Here is an 18,691-nt window from a genome sequence, read left to right on the forward strand (position 1 = left end):
AAGCCAGCCGCAAAAGCTACACCCCGTTCAATCGGCTTGTCCAGTGCTTCGAGGACCGCCAACACCAGCATGGGACGCAACCTTTTTCCGCCTGCCATGAGCGAATACTTCATGGATTCGTACAAGTTTTCCGGAACTCCTTGCTGCTCAAGGGCTGGCAGGAGTCTTTGTTCTATATAGGCAGTCTTTTCCACCAAATAGCTCTCGAATGTATGCACGCCGATCATTATTCTCCTTCCACGCGAAAAGCCTTCTGCTTTACCTGTCCGTCTTCTTCTACCAACTGGGTAATCTTCGCTTCGATTGCATCCAGCTTTTGACCACAAATTCTGGAAAGAGTTACTCCTTCCTGATATAGCGTAATCGCTTCTTCGAGGGGTATATCTCCTTCCTCGAGTCGATTGACGACTTCTTCCAGACGCTTCATCGCGTCCTCGAACTGCATATCAGTCTCTTGTTCTGTTTTCTTGCGAGCCACTCTTCTTCTCCTCCTCCCGATTCACTTTTTCCACACGCGCAGTCGCACTGCCATCACTTAATCGTACCATGATCTCGTCGCCAGGGGCAAACTGTTCCACTGATTTTACGAGTCTGTCATTGGTGTATACGAGTGAGAATCCACGCTGCATGACCTTCAACGGACTCAGCGCTTCCAAAGTAGCTATGCGAGCTGCGAATGCCATTCTTTTTTGGTTGAGACGGCCCAGCATCCGTTCGTCCAGGGTGGCGCGGAGTTTAGACAGATTTTTTCTACTATCCCCGATTTGATCGGCGAGGCGATAGCGCTTGATTTGTTCGTCTAATCGCGTATAGCGCTCGCGTCTTCTTTCTAGCAAATGCTTCATCGATTGACGCATCCGCAAATGTGCCCGATCCAAGCGTTCTGCGGCTTCCTCCAGCCTCCGCTCCGGTTGGCGCATCGCATACGAATTGCTCATGCGTGTCAAACGGTTTCTCTGCTCTGTCATGGTACCTCGCACTGCTCGATGCATCCGTATCTCGAGCTGCCGCACTCTCTCGACCCATTCCAAATAATGCGGCACAGCCAATTCAGCTGCGGCTGTCGGCGTAGCTGCCCGGACATCTGCTACGAAATCGGCGATCGTCACATCCGTCTCGTGCCCAACAGCGGAGATGACAGGGATGAGTGATGCAGCTATTGCCCTCGCTACGTTTTCATCATTAAACGCCCACAGTTCCTCAATGGAACCACCACCGCGCCCTACGATAAGAACATCAATGTCAGGCTGATTGTTCAGAATCCGAATAGCGGAGACAATCGATGCAGGTGCATCCACACCTTGGACAACGGCTGGTGAAAGTACGATCTCTGCTTGCGGATACCGTCTGCGAATCGTCGTGCAAATATCTCGGATGGCTGCTCCAGTCGGAGAAGTGACGACACCGACACGTTTCGGAAAACGCGGGAGCATTCGCTTCCTCTCTGCTGCAAACAACCCTTCTTGAGCTAATTTTTCTTTTAGCTGCTCAAATGCTAAATAAAGCGAGCCGAGACCATCTGGCTGCATCTCTTTGGCGTAAAACTGATACGCGCCGTCCCGTTCGTATGCAGAAATGGACCCTCGTACAATCGCTTTTGCTCCATCTTTGGGCAAGAAACGCAGGAAGCGATTATAACTAGCAAACATGACAACTTTGATGCGTGACTGCTTGTCCTTTAGCGTGAAATACATATGACCACTGGAATGGTGGGTAAAATTGGAAATTTCCCCTCTCACCCATATATCTTGCAGGTGGGGTTCCTTTTCCAGCACCATCTTAATATAACGATTGAGATCACTGACGGATAAGATATCTTGTAATGCCATGCGGCCCCTCCTTTACAAAAACTTGGCTTTGCCGTGCATGTAACAAGGACTATGCAAAAGAATGGATAAAGCTTATGCCTTATCCATTCTATAATAAGTTGCCAATTTTCTTCTATTGTTTTACTTGCTTTTTCGCTGCTGCAACGGTATTTTTCAGCAGCATGGTAATCGTCATCGGGCCAACACCGCCTGGAACTGGGGTTAAAAAGCTAGCCACTTCTTTGACCTCGTCGAACTTGACATCTCCAACCAGCTTACCCGTTTCGATGCGGTTCACACCAACGTCAATGACGACAGCGCCCGGTTTGACATGCTCCTTGCCGATCATATGAGCCCTACCGGTTGCAACGACGAGGATGTCTGCCTTTTGGGTGTATTCCTCGAGATTTTGCGTGCGCGAATGACACATGGTTACCGTAGCATTTTCCTGTTGCAGTAGCAATGAGACCGGCTTACCAACGATGTTGCTGCGACCGATCACCACTGCATGTTTGCCTGCCATTGGGGCTCCTGTGCGCTTGATCAATTCAATAACCCCGTGCGGCGTGCAAGGAAGCATCGTCTCATTTCCCAATACCATGTTTCCTACGCTAATCGGATGGAAACCATCCACATCTTTTTCAGGAGCAATGGCTTCAATTACCGCATGCTCTGAAATATGAGCAGGAAGAGGAAGCTGAACCAAAATCCCATTAACGTTCGGATTTTCGTTCAACTGTTGAATGATCACCAACAACTCTTCCTCTGTGATGTCAGCGTCCTTCATGATGATCTCGGATGAAATACCGACTTCCTCGCAGCCTTTTGCTTTACCACGCACATAGGAGTGAGAAGCCGGGTCGTCTCCCACAATGACAACGGTCAATCCCGGTACGATCCCTTGCTTTTTCAATTCAGCTACTTCGTTCGCCAATTCGGCCCGAATACTCTGTGCTACTTCTTTTCCCTGGAGAATGGTTGCAGCCATGGAGAAAATGCCTCCTTTATCAACGTCGATACGTTAAGTGTACCGATTTCCCCCTTAACTGTAAAGCCGAATTATAAAAAGTTCATATTTATTTAATGTTCGTCTTTTGCTTCATCCACCCCAACATAGCGACTCCATAGGCATTATCACCAGAGTAAACGGGGTCACAGAAGTACAGCTTTGCCTTCACCGCAGGGTGTTCCAGGCGTTTGATTAGCCTCTCACGTATGTAATAATTAGCAGCTACTCCTCCAACAATCAAGATGTCCTTCGGGTAACCTTGCTCTACTGCATGACGTAAGGACTTCTCTAGTGTATTGGCAATACATTGCTCTGTCGCCCGAGCAATCTCAGCAGGGCTCGTACTTCCCCTCTCCACTTCACGTAAAAGCGAAGCTTCTGGACCAGAAAAACTAAAGGAAAGCCCGTCAACCGCCGAAGAAATCCGAAACGCACCTGTTGCGTCCTTGGCTAACTGCTCCAACGCAGGACCTGCTGGAAAGGACATACCGAGTGCTACACCAATCCGATCAACTAGTTGCCCAGCGTGCAGATCGATTGTCCCACCGATTTTCTCAATGACGTAACCGGCTGCATGACGCTCGCACAACAATAACTCGCTGGTGCCTCCAGACAAATGCACAGCCAAAAAGCGATCCTCTGTCGGACGCACCTCAGCGGTATATTCCCCCGCCGCTATATGTCCCTCTTGATGAGTCGTCAAGTGAAGGGGAACCCGCAAATAAGTCGCCAACGATTTCGCCAAGCCCTCTCCTACCTTAAATACAGGCATATACGATCCGTCTTGCGGACGCGGCTTCTCGCTCACGCAAATCGCTGCAATCTCGTAATCCTTCCACTTCATTTCTTCACTTAATTCCGGCAGGTTCATCACATGCTGAAAGACGGCTTCGGATTGTTGCAGTCCGCGCTTGCCCTCCTTTACTTTCAGAAGGCGTTTTGCTTCTGCGACAATTCGGCCGTCTTCCTCAGCCAAGCACAGTGATGTCCGGTAATTGCTCGTGTCGATTCCCAACATTACCTTACTCATGCTTGTATCTCCTACCTATTACGCCTGCTTAGTTTCACGCGATTGCAAGAAGCTCGACAACACACCGTTAATGTATCGGTGGGACGTCTCGTCGCTAAAGAGCTTCGCGATCTCAATCGCTTCGTTCATCACGACTTTGTCAGGAGTGTCTTGCTCAAACATGATCTCGTAAAAAGCCAGACGAAGAATAGCGCGATCTACATTGGCGATGCGTTCCAATTGCCATCCACGCAGATACTTCTTGATTTCCGAATCAATCTCAGTCAAGTTATTCAATACACCATCGAGGAGATAACGCAAATACTGTGCATTTTCCTCGGATTCTTCCATGACGAGGGCAACCGCATCCGTTAGCGGAACCTCAGCCATATCAATTTGGAAAAGACATTGGACTGCTTTTTCTCGTGCTGTTCTTCGTTTCATACCATTCATTCACCTACTAATTAAAATGAGCTCGGACTTTTCTTATGTCACCGAAACTTGCCTGGCAAAATCTTGTCGAGTATTTCACGCAAGTCTTCTTTATGATCGAGCTTGCGACCAATATAATAACCGGTCCCGACAAACACAACAAAAACCAGTGTATCCCAAAATCCCACGAGAAGGTAGATGATGCCTAAAAAAAGTCCGGCAAAAACCCCCATTAGCTTCCCCTTGTGTTCCCACATTAACTCCCGCACCATTTACTTCACCTTCTATTCCACCCGTTTACGAGCCGAGTAGTTTTCCTGCTGAGCTACTTCCGTCACGACAATGGTCACCTCAGAAATGACAACACCAGCAATCCCCTCAACTTGCTCCTTCACGTCAGCCTGTAGCTTCTGTGTCAGTTCAGGCAATGGCGTTTCTCCATCTACCGAAACACGAAGGGTGATAATATTGCCGCTTTCGAGTGCTTTAACTGTCGTTTTCATATCGCGCACTCCTTTAACTCGGCGGGCGGCACGCTCTGCAATGGTCTGGATCGTTTGAATCGTAATGTTGACCTCACCCAAATCACTGCGCTGACGGATTCCCCGTTCTACTTTAGGCTTGTTAGAGCGGAAAGAACTGAAAAAGAAGCGAAGGCTGACTACGAGGAAAATGATCGCGACAATGAGATAGGTGATGTTCGTACCCGCCAGCATCTGATCCACGTATGGACGGAAAAAATCTTGCGAGATCAATCCGCTGGTCGCTGCTATCGCGATGCAAGACAAAATAATGAGCGCAAAGCTATAAATCGTCAAGATAAAGCGGTCAAACAAGTTCACAAGCACCTCTCCTTTCAGCCATGTTTGAAAAAGGAGACAAACACGGCACGTTCCGGAAAACTCCATGAATTTACGCTGAAAGCCTAAACAAAATCACGTTTTCAAATGAGGAAAATGCCCCCTGTTCGTAGGGGGCATCCATCCGCTGCTTGTTAGCGCACGCGCTGGTGTTCTTCAACTGGTACAGGTGCCGGTGCTTTTTCTTCAGCTTTCAACTCAACATCAACGATATGTACGTTTACTTCAACTACCGAAAGACCTGTCATGCTCTCAATCGTATTGCGTACACTATCTTGAATATTTCGAGCGACTTCCGGGATGCGATGTCCGTATTTGACAATGATCGAAACATCCACCGCTGCTTCACGGGAGCCAACCTCTACACGCACACCACGTGCTATATTTTTACGGCCTAAACGTTCAGCTATTTCTCCTACGAAACCGCCGCTCATTTGCGCCACACCTTCTACTTCGGACGCTGCCATGCCGGCGATCACTTCCAACACTTCGGGAGCGATCTGGACCTTACCAAGCTCTGTTCTATCTAAATCTGGAGTAAACTCTTCCATGCTTCGCACCTCCCTCTAATTTGTAATTCATTATACCAAGCACACCGTATTTTTACAAATCAGCCCTACTTACACTTCATCCAGGTTCAAGTCGTAGGTTTCCAAGAATTTCGTATCGAAATTCCCGCCGACAAATACTTCGTGCTCCAATACCTTCAAATGGAATGGAATTGTTGTCGTAATTCCCTCGACGACGAATTCGCTCAAGGCACGTTTCATACGGTCAATCGCTTCGTTACGATCCTTGCCCCACACAATTAGTTTGGCAATCATAGAGTCGTAGTATGGCGGAATGGAATATCCCGCATACGCTGCACTGTCTACGCGCACACCAAAGCCGCCTGGCGCCAAATATTCCGTGATACGACCTGGCGAAGGCATGAAGTTTTTCGCAGGGTTCTCAGCATTAATGCGGCATTCAATAGCCCAGCCATCCATTTGGATATCCTCTTGCGTAAAGGACAAAGGTTGGCCTGCCGCTACGGTCAGCTGCTCCTTGATCAGATCAATACCAGTCACCAGCTCGGTTACCGGATGCTCAACCTGAATACGTGTATTCATTTCCATGAAGTAGAACTGTCCGTGTTTGTCCAGCAAAAACTCGACAGTGCCCGCACCGTGATAGGAAACGGATTTTGCCGCCGCAACAGCAGCTTCACCCATTTGTCGGCGCAGCTCTTCACTCAATGCTGGAGATGGAGCTTCCTCGATCAGCTTTTGGTGACGACGTTGGATGGAGCAGTCGCGCTCACCCAGGTATACGGCATTGCCATGCTTGTCTGCCATGATTTGAATTTCCACATGTCGTGGGCCTTCTACGAACTTCTCCAAGTAAACCCCTGGATTGCCAAAAGCCGTTTTCGCCTCGTTTTGAGCCTGACGGATCGCTTTTTCCAAATCTTCGTCATCAACGGCTACGCGCATACCGCGTCCGCCGCCACCCGCTGTCGCTTTGACCATGACAGGATAGCCAATCTCATTTGCGGTGACTACAGCGTCAGCCACATCTTCGATCAGTCCTTCCGTACCTGGTACAGTAGGTACACCTGCCGTTTTCATCGTATCCTTAGCTGTGGACTTGTCACCCATCTTCACAATTGCTTCTGGGTCTGGACCGATAAAGGTAATGTTGCAGGCGGTACAGATCTCGGCAAAGTCGGCGTTTTCCGCCAAGAAGCCATAACCAGGATGGATGGCGTCTGCCCCTACCTTGGTCGCTACACTCATGATGTTTGCTATATTCAAATAGCTTTCCTTGGATGCCTTTGGACCAATACAGTAAGCTTCGTCGGCCAGCTTCACATGAAGCGCTTCACGATCCGCTTCGGAGTATACGGCGACCGTACGAATGCCCAACTCGCGGCATGCCCGGATAATACGCACGGCAATCTCCCCGCGATTGGCAATCAATACTTTTTGAAACATTCCGCTCTCCCCCACCTTATTCTGGCTTCACCAAAAACAATGCTTGGCCATACTCAACCAATTGACCGTCTTCTACGAGGACTTTCACGATCTCGCCGCTTACTTCTGCTTCGATTTCGTTAAAGAGTTTCATAGCTTCTACGATGCAAACAACTTTGCTCGCATTCACTTTGTCACCAGCTTGTACGTAAGGCGGCTTGCCTGGTTCTGATGCGCTATAGAAAGTCCCTACCATTGGAGATACAATCTTGTGGAGATTTGCATCATCCGATGCTTGTACAGCTGCTGCTTTCGAAGCTTCTACTGCGACTGGCGCTGCCGCAACAACTGGCTGAGCCGGGATATGTGCAACTGGTGCTGCAACAGGAGCTTGAACCGCTGGTTGCGTTACGACAATCGTTTCCGTACCATTGGATTTTTTCAGAGACACCTTGGCACCTTCTGTTTCCAAGTTAAATTCTTGAATGGAAGATTGATCAATTAGCTTAATGATTTCGCGGATTTCATGCATTTTCATTACGAACAAGCACTCCTTCTTTTCTTTCAATAGAGGTTCGTGGAGTCCATTATGTATCCTTTTGGCAAACCATAAATCCATGGTAGCCTGTTGCCTATACCACGTCAAGAAAGGATTTCCCCGCTTCTTTTCTAACAGAAGCGAGAAAATCCTTACCATCATGCCCGTTTCTCCTATCCCTTATAACGAGAAAGTACCGCAGCTTTTATTAGGATGACTTGTATTGTACGTTAATGTTAGTCGCCGGGATATTCAAGTGCTGCTTCACGTTTGCAATGATTTCCACGACCTCGTTTGCGCTCAATTTATCTTTTTGTACAATGACTGTCGCCTTGTCATTTTGGACAGTAACGACCGCATCCTGATAGCCACTCGCCTTGAGCATTTCTTCTGCAGTCATCGTAGCGCTTTCCATGTTGGACAGTTCTTCAAACTTGGCCATCGCTTCTGCTACTGCCTGCGGAGAGGAATCCGTGCTGTTTACAATTGCGAGCTGTTCGTCTTTTTGTTGTTGCAACATGGCTTCGCGTTTCATTTTGTAGCCTTGGAAAATTTCACTCGCCGTTTCTGCTACTGGAACGACCGTGTTCGTTGCCGCTGGCTTCGCTTCTGGTGCAGCAGGAGTTTTGACTTCCTTCGTGCCAGTTTTTTCGTCTACCGGAGCTGTCTTTGGAGCTTGATCGACAGGAGTTGCTTGTGGGGCGTGATCTACTTGCTTGGATTCAACAACCACGCCAGAAATTTGCTCTTGCTTCTGGACAGCTTGCTCTTGTCCTGATGTTGGGATCTGTTCTTGCGGCCCCTTCACCAAGTAATAGCCGGAGAGCACAACCATGACAGCAAGCATTGTCAACAACCATACCGTTTGCTTTCGCAGAATCATTCGCCATTACCTCCTACCCTTTTTTGGGCAAAATGGATATTTTATAAGCGGGAACATCCAAAACCTTTTGAACGGCTTCAGTGATCCACGCTTTAACCTGGATGTTATCGGCCCCTTTAGCCACTACCAGGACCCCGCGGACTTTCGGCTTCAGCGTCTTCACAATAACGGGGGCATCTTGCTTGCCACCTTGCACGATGACGACCTGCTCATCTCGTGACTGGTCATTTTGATTGCGGGTTGCCTTTTCTTTGTCCATTTCCTGATTGGTTGAGGAACGAATGTTGCGATTTTTTTCCACAACCAGCTCTGGTGTTGATTCCAGATTGACCATGACCTCTACTTCGCCGACGCCGACAACAGAAGCGAGGATATCGCGCAGCTGTGTCTCGTAAATGTTTTCATATTCGGCAATAATGTCGGTAGTCGGTGACCCCCCTAGCACCTGGGAAGTTGAATCGCCTCCAGGAGGACCTGGCGCCTCACTCCCTATATCTCCAAATCCGAGTGGCTGATCTTTTTCCACTCTGAGGAAATCCGTCAAAATCATTATGGCTACGCCTATTCCCAATATGACGATGAAATAATGCAGCGGCTTCAGTTTTTGGTTTTTGCCCTTGCTCCCCACTACGATTTTCTTTTCTTCCTGCATCGTCTCGCCTTGTTGCTTCATAAACAGACTTTTCAACTTTTCCCACAATTGGTTCATTGTTTTCACCTCGCTTCACTGACTGTATCCGCTACTGTTTCTCTCTTTCTCTCGATTCGTCTTTGATAACGACCTGACTCTTCGAAAGCCCCCACTCTTTGGCGACATCGTTTGTAATTTGCGCGTAAAGTGGGTTGTCAAGATGAGCTGTTGCTGCAATATCTGATTTGGGATCAGGTTGTATTTCAATGGGTTCGCCAATCGTAATCTCAACAGGCTGGACAGGTTTAATCGGTTCAATCGTGCTCTGCCCTTTTTGCTCTTCCTTGTTCGCGTCACCGACTACCAGCTCGATTCGCTCAAGGGTTGGCTGTTCTGGATTTTGCTGATTAACAGTTATCGTGACATCTTCGACAGTTACGCCGTACTGCTCTTTGACACTGGCTTTTACTGAGGACGCTACCTGTGACTGGACGTAAGCAGTCATCTGTTGGTTTTGTTGACCGAGCAGCTTGTCAGTGATGCGTTTCCACTCTGCCGAAGCAGGCTTGTTTAGCTCTTGTTGGTAGCGGTCCAGACGAAAGGCCAAATCTTCCTGCGAGAGGCTAAACAGACTAAACACGGGAGAAATGATCGTCAACAAGAGAATCAAGCCCATCACCATTTTTACGTAGCGTTGCAGTGTCGTATTGGGCAGGATCAGATCGAGGAAGGCAGCCAAAAGGACGAGCAGGATAATTTTTTTCAACCACAGTGTTAACCAAGTCATCTCATCACCTACCGAACCATCATGGAGATGTTGCCCGCCGCAATAATGATCGTAATCGCCAAAAAGAACATCAAGCCGACTGTCGCCAAAGCAGCGAAGACGAACAAAAGACTTTTCCCAATCGTACCTAACGCACTGATGATTGGGCTGTTTCCAAGCGGTTGGAGTACGGCAGATGACAGATTGTAGATCAGAGCCAGTACCAGTATCTTCAAAGCCGGAAACGCGCATAGCATGATCAGGATCAAAACTCCTGCCAAGCCGACGGCATTTTTGACCAGTAGCGAGGCATTGAGTACGGTATCTGCCGCATCGGAGAACACACGACCTACTATCGGGATGAAATTGCCCGTGATGTATTTCGCTGTTCGGAGCGTGACCCCGTCCGCAACGGCTGAAGTCGCTCCCTGTATGGAAATGATGGCGAGAAAGATCGTCAGAAATGAGCCAAGGACACCCATTGCAATATTGCGAAGCAAGGTCGCTAACTGTGTGACTTTGTACCTCTCTGAAAACAGGCTGACGATAGAGAGCATCGCAGAGAGAAACAGTAGCGGAAACACGACGTAAGAGATCATCATGCCACTGGTGTTGATCATGAAGATAATCAGCGGATGAAACATAGTGGCGGATGCCAGATTTCCTACCGAAGCAAGCAGCGCGATGACGAGTGGGATCATGGCCAGCATGAAATCAGACATGTTCGCGATTGCATCTTTGGCATAGGTAATGGCGACATGAAAGCTGTTGATCGCAAGTACCATCAAGACGAGATAAGTAATCGAGTACGCCACTGTCGATACCGCATTGCGTTCAAAGGCGTTCTGCATCGTTTCGAGAATCATCGCGAAGACCGTAATGATAATGATGGAGCTAAGCAGCTTGCCATTCATCAAAATCTCATGAAAGATGAATTTGCCCATTCCTTGCAGGACTCCTGAAATACTGAAGTCACCTTGCTGCATGAGGATTTGGATAAAGCCTTCCGATTTCAAGTCGGGCAAGTACCCTTTATAGTCGCGCTGCAACTGATGCCAATACTTTTCGACTCGGTCTAGCTGCAAGTGATCGACCTGTTGCTGCACGATTTGATTGATCGGACCGGCTGCGGGTGCAACAGCGGGTGTCATAGCAGCAGACACGGCAACTGGAAACAAGGCAAGAAGCAGGTACAAGAACAGGATCAGCTTGCAAGTGTGTGCCATGGACATCCCACCTCCCTCATGCCGGCAACAAGTCGATCACTGTTTCGATAATGATTTGGATGATCGGTACAGCCATAACTAGTATGAGGACTTTTCCAGCGAGCTCGATTTTCGAAGCAATCGCACCTTGTCCAGCATCTCGGGTCATCTGTGCACCGAATTCAGCAATGTAGGCAATTCCGATGATTTTCAGAATCGTTTCCAGAAACACAAGGTTCAAATCTGCTTGAACCGCCAATCTTTCCAAAACTCGAATGACATCAGCTATTTTTCCGACGAGAAAGTAAAAGATGATGACTCCGCTCGCGATCGCCAGCAAAAAGGCGAACATCGGCTTCTGTTCCTTAATGACTAGCGCGAGAATCGTAGCCACCAGTCCTAGTCCGACAATTTGTACAATCTCCATCTGGAGCCCCTCCTCAGTTGAACAGGAAGACGCGTTTTACCTCGGAGAACAGATCGCCGATGTAATGGGACACCATGTACAGGACAATGATGAATCCGACCAGAGTTGCCCAATGCGCAATATCTTCCTTGCCCGCCTGCTTCAGGACTGTATGCAGGATGGCTGTTATGAACCCTACTGCTCCTATCTGGAAAACAGGTGTCAAATCAAAATCCACTGTGAACACCTCGCCTTTAGAACATCAGGATGACGACCAAGAGTCCTCCTAAAAAGCCCAAACTCTTGTACATTTTTTCGTACTTTTCCTGTTCTGCACGAGCTTCCTCTTCCAGCCCTCGCAGGTGGGTGACAGCTAGGCGCAAATGCTTTTGCTGGTCTTCCCGATCGGATGATCCGAGTACCTGACCTAGACTCTCAAGCACCTCTCGCTCTTGTCTGCGCAAGGCGGTTTGGGTCCAGAGTCTATTCATAGCTTGTTGCAATGCTTCCTCAGCCGAATGCGCCTTTTCTGTTTGCAGAAATTCAGCCGCCAGAAGAAATACTTTCCCTACCTCTTCGGAGACGCGATGACCAACCTTCACAAACGCCCGCTGTAATGGAGTCATCCCGAACACGATTTCCGTTTCAAGCATTTGCAGAGCAACGAGCAGTGCCCGAAGCTGAACGGGACGAGTCGCGTAATACTTGCCGATCTGCCAACCAACCATCGACGCTGAAAATAGGATGAGTACGGCTCCCATCAGCTTGACCATGCAATTTTCTCCCTTTCAACCAGGTTCATGCTTTGATCGTAGATGGCCTGGATTGTTCCAACACCTTTTTCGCGGCTGAGTACGATATAGCGGGAAAAGGCTCCATATCGAATCAGCTTGCCCAGCATGGGGCGTTCTGCTACTTCCTTGACACTCGCTCCATGCGCCGAGCAAATGACGGCTACACCTGCATGAATCGCTTCCCAGACTGCGTCGCCATCCTCCGTTCTTCCCACCTCGTCCACAATCAGAACATCAGGCGACATGGAGCGAATCATCATCATCATCCCTGCAGCTTTTGGGCAAGCGTCCAGCACATCCGTTCGCGGACCGACGTCTCGTTGAGGAACTCCTTGTAAGCATCCTGCCAACTCAGAACGCTCGTCCACAATTCCTACCTTGCGACTTGAAGACCACTCGCTCCCGTAGCTGATGGTTCGCGCCATATCACGCAACAAGGTAGTCTTCCCGCACTGAGGTGGGGAGATGAGCAGCGTGTTCAGCAATTTGCCATCCTCAAACAAATACGGCATGACCTTCCTGGCCGCGCCTTTTTTCTCGCGGGCAATCCGGATGTTGAAGCTGGTCACATCTCTGATTCCCTTCACTTCACCTTTGTCCAGCACCACTTTCCCCGCAATGCCAATGCGATGACCGCCAACCACCGTGATGTAACCCCTTTTCAACTCTTCTTCCAAGGCATAGAGAGAATGCTGGCTGACCTGGTTTAAGAGCTTTGCAGCCTCTTCTGCTGAAAACAGCCAACCTTGCGCGGGTATCGAGGTGATTTGCCCCGACGGTGTCACATAGCTAGATTGTTGGCCAAACCTGACTTCTAGCGGCTGGTTTTGCCGAAGCCGAATCTCTTCTAGATTTTCTCTGACCGCGATAGGAAGGGCCGTCAAAATCGTGCGTAAAGTTGCTGGCAATATCGTCAAGATCTCATTCATCAGGTACCCTCCTTTTGCAGCATTCTGCCTTTGTCCACTTTGACTTACCTCCATCCTATGCAGAGGTGGACGAGATTTATGCAAAAAAAATAGCTTGCCCTCGTGCTAGAACGCGAGTGCAAGCTTTTCCTATAGGGATCAGCGATTATCCGTTTTCTTGTTATCCACCGGCTCTATTACATAGTGTCTGAAACCTTCCTCATCCTTGCCCTCGTGCAGATAGATTTCTTTCTGGCAGCTAGGGCATGCGAATTCGTAGGTCGTATCGAGATGGGGATCTACTTGTCCTTCGTACAGTTGTGCGTCTTCATCATCATCTAAATCGTAGAAAGCCGCGTACTCGTCGTCATCATCCTCACAATCGACAACGGTTTCGTACAAGTCATCATCATCTTCAAAAAGGTAGAGCTCAATGTCCTCTAAGTCTTCATCCAAGGCCTCCACATAATCCTCTGTCTCTTCCACTCGAGCGTGAAGCTCTCGTAGCTCACCCTGCACCTCATTTAGAATCTCAATCATCTCTACCAAAATTTTTCCTTCGGGGCTCTTCTCCCCCACTTCCAACCCATCTGCCAACCCTTGCAAGTATGCGATTCGATTCGCCAATGCTTCTGGCATCCACATTCCCTCCCATCCAATCTCTCCCACCTATCGTTCCCCATCATGATTGCATTTACAAATGGAAGGAAATGGGTAACTACTTGCGGACCCCAATCAAGATGCAGGAGATCCCCACCAGAATCCATGCAATTTTGGCAAAGCTAACCCGATCCGACATGCCTAATAAACCGATTGTTGTAGTGGTGATCAAGATGATTGGCCCGACAATCGCAAGACCCGAATTAATGAGCAGAGCTTTTTCGACCTGGTTCACTTTCAAAATGAGCAAAGCTGCAATGATCTCGATACTGCCTGAGAAAACCCTAAGCGCCGCCATACCCATAATTGCTTTTTCCAACATACCGTCTCGTCCTCCCCTCCTTTCACTCTATGCCTGTACCACATCATTTCAGCACTTTTTGCATGACCTCTATAGGCTTTTGCCCTCACTCCTCCCCTCCACTGGGCATACACTGAACCATACGCCTAGAAGAAATGAGGAACTTGCCGATGGTAGAGTGTGATCAATCGTTTTTGCCTGACAGCTGGGCAAACCCGTCCGGGCAAATCCGAGAGAAGCCCCGTGCGAAGGGCTTAACCATGGTCATTGACAAAGGCCTTGGACTTACCGCTTATTCCGACTTGTTAGCGCTGGCTGCTCCCTATATCGATCTATACAAACTCGGTTTTGGCACCATCGCTCTGTATCCCCTCGAAATACTCAACCAAAAATTGACCCTCGCAAAACAAAATGGCGTACACATCATGCCAGGAGGAACTTTTTTTGAAATTGCCATCCGTCATAATACGATTGCAGATTATATGAAGCTGATTCGCTCTCTCGGTTTTACGGCGGTCGAAATATCCGATGGAACGTTCCCTTTATCCTTTGCACAACGTCAGGAAGCCATCAATTACGCGTTAGACAATGATCTGGTGGTCTACACGGAAGTCGGGAAAAAAACTGCCGATTATCGCACTTGTCGAGAGGAATTGCTGGAGACGCTTAGCTTCGACCTGCACAATGGTGCCAGTCACGTTATTGTGGAAGCGAGAGAGAGTGGCACCGTCGGCGTTTGTGACGGGGACGGCAATATAGACGATTCCTTCGTTTTAGACATTGTCGCGGCGGCCAAAGAAAAAGCCTCCCGCCTGATCTGGGAAGCCCCACAAAAAGATCAACAGGTCTGCTTCATCAAAGCCATTGGCAGCGACGTTAATCTTGGAAACATTGCCTATACGGATGTATTCTCTGTGGAGACGCTACGGCGAGGATTGCGCGGCGATACAGCCCTACTCATGGATAGAGGGAGGTTTTATCCGTGCGAATAGAAGTGGTGCCGACCGTGGAAGAAATTCGTTTTGAACAGATCAGCAATCATGTTGTCATCGTCATCGATGTGCTTCGTGCCTCCAGTACGATTGTCACCGCATTAGGCAATGGATTTCGTAGCGTCATCCCGGTCGAAACCATTGGGCAAGCCAACTCGCTCCGCGCCAACGACTGTGTTTTAGCTGGTGAACGCCACTGTAAGAAAATACCGGAATTCGACTGCAACAACTCACCAACCGAAATCGCAGCTCTGGGGAAAACGGGGAGCCAGCTTATTCTCACCACGACAAACGGGACTCGCGCGATCCAAAAAGCAGAACGTGCCTCCGCCCTCTTAATCGGCTGCTTCTTGAATGCCAGTGCATGCGTGCGGCACGCTCTTTCGTATCATCTCGATATTACGCTGTACTGTGCAGGTACCCGGTCGGAATTCGCTCTGGAAGACGGTCTGGCTGCTGGCTTGATGATTGCCCAGACACAACAATCGTTGCCGAGCATCCAAATTTGTGATCTGGGTGAAGTTCTAAAAGCGAGCTACCTTTACTACGCAGGAAAACTGAGCGAGCTGTTACCCCACACAACAACAGGAAAAAGGCTCGTCCAGCATCATCACGCAAGCGATATACGGTACTGTGCTCAAGTGGATCAGTATCAAATCGTTCCTTATATCAAGGAGAAACGCATACTCCCCCACCTTGTCTCATAATGTGAAAGGAGAACAGGGACAGGGGTTATGATGCCAATGATGTCTGGAGAAGTGATGCTCGTCATCCTGATCGTTATCGGTCTTATTGGGCGCTCACCGATTATTGCTACTGCGGCGAGTATATTGTTGGTGTTGAAGCTAACAGCGCTGGAGCGTTTTTTCCCAACGGTAGAGCGTCGCGGATTGGAGCTCGGCCTGCTCTTTTTGACCATTTCCGTACTGGTTCCATTCGCCAGCGAAAAAATATCGTGGAAAGACGTCACACCACTCTTCACTACGGTTGTCGGCTTAACCGCACTGGCTGGTGGGGCCATTGCCACCTGGATGAATGGAAAAGGACTCGATCTGCTGCGGTCGGAGCCCCATATGATTGTCGGTCTAGTGATTGGCTCGATTATCGGCATTGTGTTTTTTCGGGGCATTCCCGTCGGACCTTTGATGGCTGCGGGCATTACTGCTTTTGTGTTGAAGCTGTGGGAATGGTTTGGAAGCAGATAAAAACGAAAATCCCCCTCTTTTACATGCAGGAGGGGGATTTGTCTATGTTGTTTTAACGTTTGGTGTTATTGGACGTGTCAAACGGAACTTCCCAGTTGAGGTCTTGGTATTGGCGTTGTTGAATAGCGTGCGACAGCTTTAACTCTTTCGGCTGTTTTTCAAGGTCGCGGATGAAGAATGTTCCTGTAACATGTACTCTTCCATCCTTGCCTCTTGTATATGCTGTGCCTTGAAGCTTTACATTGTATGTTTGTTTGGACTCATCCTGTGCCGACCATTCAGTCGTGTAAACGATCCCTTCTGGCAATATAGCCGAGAACGAAATCAGTGCACCTTTTCCAAAATAGGTCTCATCCCCGATTTTTTCTTCGTCCTCCGTTGTTTTTAAGGTAAAGCCCGTTAAGGTATAGGTACTGTCACTGTTCGTCACGGCCACCTTATCCTTTAACAAGGTATCCACCGGGATGGTTGCCTGAAATTTCGCTGGCTCATACAGGTACAGGGAATGCATTTTTAATTTGTACGTTTGATCCTTTGCTAGTGGAGTTATCCCATTCCATTTCGTAACTCCTTTCCCGTCATCATGCACTTTTCCACGGTACGAATGCTTTACGTTGTTCTTTCGAATTTGGTTAAGCTCTTCATGCATAGCATCGTCCCATCCTGCTACTACGTTCCCTTTTTCATCGAATATTTGGAACGCTACTCCCATGTCGATGAAATACCTTTCCATCCTCTCCGCTTCTGTGAATGTACCTCTTTTTGGCTCTTTTACAATCCAGCCGTTTTGCTCTTTCCATTTTTGGATTTGTTCTTCTCTTTCTTTTGTCCATACTGTTTCCAACTCTAGCAAACTTGCACTTGGAACCGTCATTATGTTTTGTAATATGATTTTTATTCCTTGCGGTGTCGTGTACTTTTGTCCGATCTCTGTATGGTTTGCCACTTCCCTTGTCTTTTTCATATCAATTGGAAACTCGACCTTCCAGCTTCCTTCTTTCCCACCCAGTATCGTTGCTTCGACACCGACGATGATCTCATCCGGCAATGTCTTGCTATCTTTCAGGAATTGGAAAACATCATGGCTGACGACAAGATACTCTCCTTCTTCACCGTAGGAATAGCCCCCTCCCATTGGATTCAGGTCTTCTCCTGACTTGGTTTTGTAAGTAAGGGACAATCCGTCTTTTTCCATATCAAACGGGATACGCTTGCCATTTTGATCCACGATATTTGCAATGATCGCCATCCGCACTGGATCCGCAACCACTTCTTTTACAACCAGTGTAATTCCTTGATCCGTCACCTTTTTATTGATTTCTTGGACATAACCCTTCTCTGCTGCCTGCTTCATTCCTTGGTCGATGCCTTGTATAGATTGTATGACACTGTTTACGTAGCTTGCAAAAGTCGGAGACACCATGGACCCAAACGTAATGATTGCCGTGACACTCGCTACTGCTAACGCTGTTTTCTTCAAAATGTTTACACTCCTTTTTTTCCAGTTTGGCTTTGATTTTGGCAATTTCACTTGCTCTAACGCTGTCATCACCTGGGAAGTAAAATCTGCGGGCAACGCACTTGGAACGTGCAGGCTCGGGAACTCCTCGCTGCTATCCTCTTCCTCCATCAATCGACTCTGACAGAGCAGGCACTCTTCGACATGTCGTTCCAGCAGTCTAGCTTCATCTGCATATAGCTCACCAGTCAAATACTTGCGCAACTCTTCAGTTTTGGAGCAATTCATAGATAGCAGCACCTCCTGACATTTCTTGCGCGATACTAGCCCGGAGCTTTTTCTTGGCGTGATGGATACGCATTTGTACAGTTGTGACCGGAACATGCAAAATCTCGCTAATTTCTTTGTAGCTCATCTGTTCCAAGTATTTCAGCAAAAACACAACCCGGTATTCTTCACCCAACGCCATGATTTGCTGCTGCAAGGTATCTTGCTTTTCTTTTTCCAAATAAGCTTTTTCGGGTGTATCGGATTCAATCAATCTTGTCTCTTCCAAAGGTGTTTTGGCGTAATGCTTGTTCTTACGCCACGCGTCTATACACAGGTTGGACGCAATCCGATACAGCCAGGCCAAAAAAGCATCTGTCGGCTTATATTTATCCAGTTGACAGTACGCTTTGATGAAAGCCTCTTGTGTCAGGTCTTGGGCATCCTGCTGCTGCCCCGTCATTCGATAAAGATAGCTGTATAATCGTTCTTTGTACTTGTCGACCAGGTGCGCGTAGGCATCCCGATTCCCTTTTTGTACCTGTTGTATGAGCAACCAATCATCCTGCAAAGGAAATCCTCCCATTTCAAAAAAGTTCGCTG

At 48.3% G+C, this 18,691-nt stretch carries 25 protein-coding genes and 1 pseudogene; 3 read left to right on the top strand and 23 right to left on the bottom strand.

What is annotated here, in order from left to right; all coding sequences use genetic code 11:
• From PMI05_RS20165 to PMI05_RS20265, 21 genes and pseudogenes are all read right to left on the bottom strand, one after another.
• Positions 1-227, bottom strand: a pseudogene (locus PMI05_RS20165) (polyprenyl synthetase family protein); the annotation flags it as partial.
• On the bottom strand, positions 227-478 hold the full coding sequence (gene xseB, locus PMI05_RS20170; RefSeq protein WP_007725705.1) for an exodeoxyribonuclease VII small subunit: 252 nt from the start codon (positions 476-478) through the stop codon (positions 227-229). The pseudogene PMI05_RS20165 and the gene xseB, both read right to left, overlap by 1 nt.
• Positions 447-1,829 (bottom strand): exodeoxyribonuclease VII large subunit, encoded by a 1,383-nt coding sequence (xseA, locus tag PMI05_RS20175; protein ID WP_007725706.1) that lies wholly within the window; start codon positions 1,827-1,829, stop codon positions 447-449. Before xseA ends, xseB begins: the two co-directional genes overlap by 32 nt.
• Positions 1,830-1,941: 112 nt before the next feature.
• Entirely contained in the window at positions 1,942-2,796 is an 855-nt protein-coding gene (gene folD / locus PMI05_RS20180; RefSeq protein WP_007725707.1) for a bifunctional methylenetetrahydrofolate dehydrogenase/methenyltetrahydrofolate cyclohydrolase FolD, read from the bottom strand.
• A gap of 88 nt (positions 2,797-2,884) precedes the next feature.
• Positions 2,885-3,847: an O-sialoglycoprotein endopeptidase gene (locus tag PMI05_RS20185; protein ID WP_007725708.1), complete on the bottom strand. Its 963-nt coding sequence runs from the start codon at positions 3,845-3,847 to the stop codon at positions 2,885-2,887.
• Positions 3,848-3,865: 18 nt separating this feature from the next.
• Entirely contained in the window at positions 3,866-4,270 is a 405-nt protein-coding gene (gene nusB / locus PMI05_RS20190; RefSeq protein ID WP_007725709.1) for a transcription antitermination factor NusB, read from the bottom strand.
• A 47-nt stretch (positions 4,271-4,317) separates the two neighbouring features.
• Complete coding sequence (locus PMI05_RS20195) at positions 4,318-4,530, bottom strand: DUF2273 domain-containing protein (protein ID WP_007725710.1); 213 nt, start codon at positions 4,528-4,530, stop codon at positions 4,318-4,320.
• 12 nt (positions 4,531-4,542) lie between these two features.
• Positions 4,543-5,100, bottom strand: a complete 558-nt coding sequence (gene amaP, locus PMI05_RS20200) for an alkaline shock response membrane anchor protein AmaP (RefSeq protein WP_007725711.1) — start codon at positions 5,098-5,100, stop codon at positions 4,543-4,545.
• 152 nt (positions 5,101-5,252) lie between these two features.
• On the bottom strand, positions 5,253-5,669 hold the full coding sequence (locus PMI05_RS20205; protein WP_007725712.1) for an Asp23/Gls24 family envelope stress response protein: 417 nt from the start codon (positions 5,667-5,669) through the stop codon (positions 5,253-5,255).
• A gap of 69 nt (positions 5,670-5,738) precedes the next feature.
• Positions 5,739-7,094 carry an acetyl-CoA carboxylase biotin carboxylase subunit gene (gene accC, locus PMI05_RS20210; protein WP_007725713.1) on the bottom strand — a complete coding sequence of 452 codons (1,356 nt, stop codon included), beginning with the start codon at positions 7,092-7,094 and terminating at the stop codon, positions 5,739-5,741.
• Between the two features lie 16 nt (positions 7,095-7,110).
• Complete coding sequence (gene accB, locus PMI05_RS20215) at positions 7,111-7,611, bottom strand: acetyl-CoA carboxylase biotin carboxyl carrier protein (protein WP_039961086.1); 501 nt, start codon at positions 7,609-7,611, stop codon at positions 7,111-7,113.
• Positions 7,612-7,819: 208 nt separating this feature from the next.
• Positions 7,820-8,494 carry a SpoIIIAH-like family protein gene (locus tag PMI05_RS20220; protein ID WP_007725717.1) on the bottom strand — a complete coding sequence of 225 codons (675 nt, stop codon included), beginning with the start codon at positions 8,492-8,494 and terminating at the stop codon, positions 7,820-7,822.
• Positions 8,495-8,507: 13 nt separating this feature from the next.
• Positions 8,508-9,203, bottom strand: coding sequence for a stage III sporulation protein AG (gene spoIIIAG / locus PMI05_RS20225; protein WP_007725719.1), 696 nt, complete (start codon positions 9,201-9,203; stop codon positions 8,508-8,510).
• A 31-nt stretch (positions 9,204-9,234) separates the two neighbouring features.
• Positions 9,235-9,912 carry a stage III sporulation protein AF gene (gene spoIIIAF, locus PMI05_RS20230; RefSeq protein WP_007725720.1) on the bottom strand — a complete coding sequence of 226 codons (678 nt, stop codon included), beginning with the start codon at positions 9,910-9,912 and terminating at the stop codon, positions 9,235-9,237.
• An 8-nt stretch (positions 9,913-9,920) separates the two neighbouring features.
• Complete coding sequence (gene spoIIIAE / locus PMI05_RS20235) at positions 9,921-11,117, bottom strand: stage III sporulation protein AE (protein WP_007725722.1); 1,197 nt, start codon at positions 11,115-11,117, stop codon at positions 9,921-9,923.
• Positions 11,118-11,133: 16 nt separating this feature from the next.
• Positions 11,134-11,523, bottom strand: coding sequence for a stage III sporulation protein AD (gene spoIIIAD, locus PMI05_RS20240; RefSeq protein WP_007725724.1), 390 nt, complete (start codon positions 11,521-11,523; stop codon positions 11,134-11,136).
• Positions 11,524-11,536: 13 nt separating this feature from the next.
• Complete coding sequence (gene spoIIIAC / locus PMI05_RS20245) at positions 11,537-11,740, bottom strand: stage III sporulation protein AC (protein WP_007725726.1); 204 nt, start codon at positions 11,738-11,740, stop codon at positions 11,537-11,539.
• A 16-nt stretch (positions 11,741-11,756) separates the two neighbouring features.
• Positions 11,757-12,275, bottom strand: a complete 519-nt coding sequence (gene spoIIIAB, locus PMI05_RS20250) for a stage III sporulation protein SpoIIIAB (protein ID WP_007725727.1) — start codon at positions 12,273-12,275, stop codon at positions 11,757-11,759.
• Positions 12,263-13,225 (bottom strand): stage III sporulation protein AA, encoded by a 963-nt coding sequence (spoIIIAA, locus tag PMI05_RS20255; RefSeq protein ID WP_007725728.1) that lies wholly within the window; start codon positions 13,223-13,225, stop codon positions 12,263-12,265. Before spoIIIAA ends, spoIIIAB begins: the two co-directional genes overlap by 13 nt.
• 138 nt (positions 13,226-13,363) lie before the next feature.
• Positions 13,364-13,843, bottom strand: coding sequence for a CD1247 N-terminal domain-containing protein (locus PMI05_RS20260; protein ID WP_007725729.1), 480 nt, complete (start codon positions 13,841-13,843; stop codon positions 13,364-13,366).
• 79 nt (positions 13,844-13,922) lie between these two features.
• On the bottom strand, positions 13,923-14,186 hold the full coding sequence (locus PMI05_RS20265; RefSeq protein ID WP_007725730.1) for a YqhV family protein: 264 nt from the start codon (positions 14,184-14,186) through the stop codon (positions 13,923-13,925).
• Positions 14,187-14,335: 149 nt separating this feature from the next.
• Here PMI05_RS20265 and PMI05_RS20270 point away from each other — a divergent pair, with 149 nt between their 5' ends.
• From PMI05_RS20270 to PMI05_RS20280, 3 genes are read left to right on the top strand one after another with little or no spacing between them, the layout of a single operon-like run.
• On the top strand, positions 14,336-15,157 hold the full coding sequence (locus tag PMI05_RS20270) for a phosphosulfolactate synthase (RefSeq protein ID WP_007725731.1): 822 nt from the start codon (positions 14,336-14,338) through the stop codon (positions 15,155-15,157).
• Complete coding sequence (locus tag PMI05_RS20275) at positions 15,148-15,864, top strand: 2-phosphosulfolactate phosphatase (RefSeq protein ID WP_007725732.1); 717 nt, start codon at positions 15,148-15,150, stop codon at positions 15,862-15,864. Before PMI05_RS20270 ends, PMI05_RS20275 begins: the two co-directional genes overlap by 10 nt.
• 36 nt (positions 15,865-15,900) lie before the next feature.
• The gene (locus PMI05_RS20280; protein ID WP_012686015.1) at positions 15,901-16,362 is read left to right on the top strand and encodes a DUF441 domain-containing protein; all 462 of its coding nucleotides are present in this window, start codon (positions 15,901-15,903) and stop codon (positions 16,360-16,362) included.
• Between the two features lie 52 nt (positions 16,363-16,414).
• Here PMI05_RS20280 and PMI05_RS20285 read toward each other — a convergent pair whose 3' ends face one another.
• Together PMI05_RS20285 and PMI05_RS20290 are read right to left on the bottom strand one after the other, a co-directional pair.
• On the bottom strand, positions 16,415-18,109 hold the full coding sequence (locus PMI05_RS20285) for a DUF4179 domain-containing protein (RefSeq protein ID WP_007725735.1): 1,695 nt from the start codon (positions 18,107-18,109) through the stop codon (positions 16,415-16,417).
• Positions 18,090-18,659, bottom strand: coding sequence for an RNA polymerase sigma factor (locus PMI05_RS20290; protein WP_007725736.1), 570 nt, complete (start codon positions 18,657-18,659; stop codon positions 18,090-18,092). Before PMI05_RS20290 ends, PMI05_RS20285 begins: the two co-directional genes overlap by 20 nt.
• Positions 18,660-18,691: the final 32 nt, after the last annotated feature.

The organism is Brevibacillus sp. BC25 (genome assembly GCF_000282075.1).
Taxonomy (GTDB): domain Bacteria; phylum Bacillota; class Bacilli; order Brevibacillales; family Brevibacillaceae; genus Brevibacillus.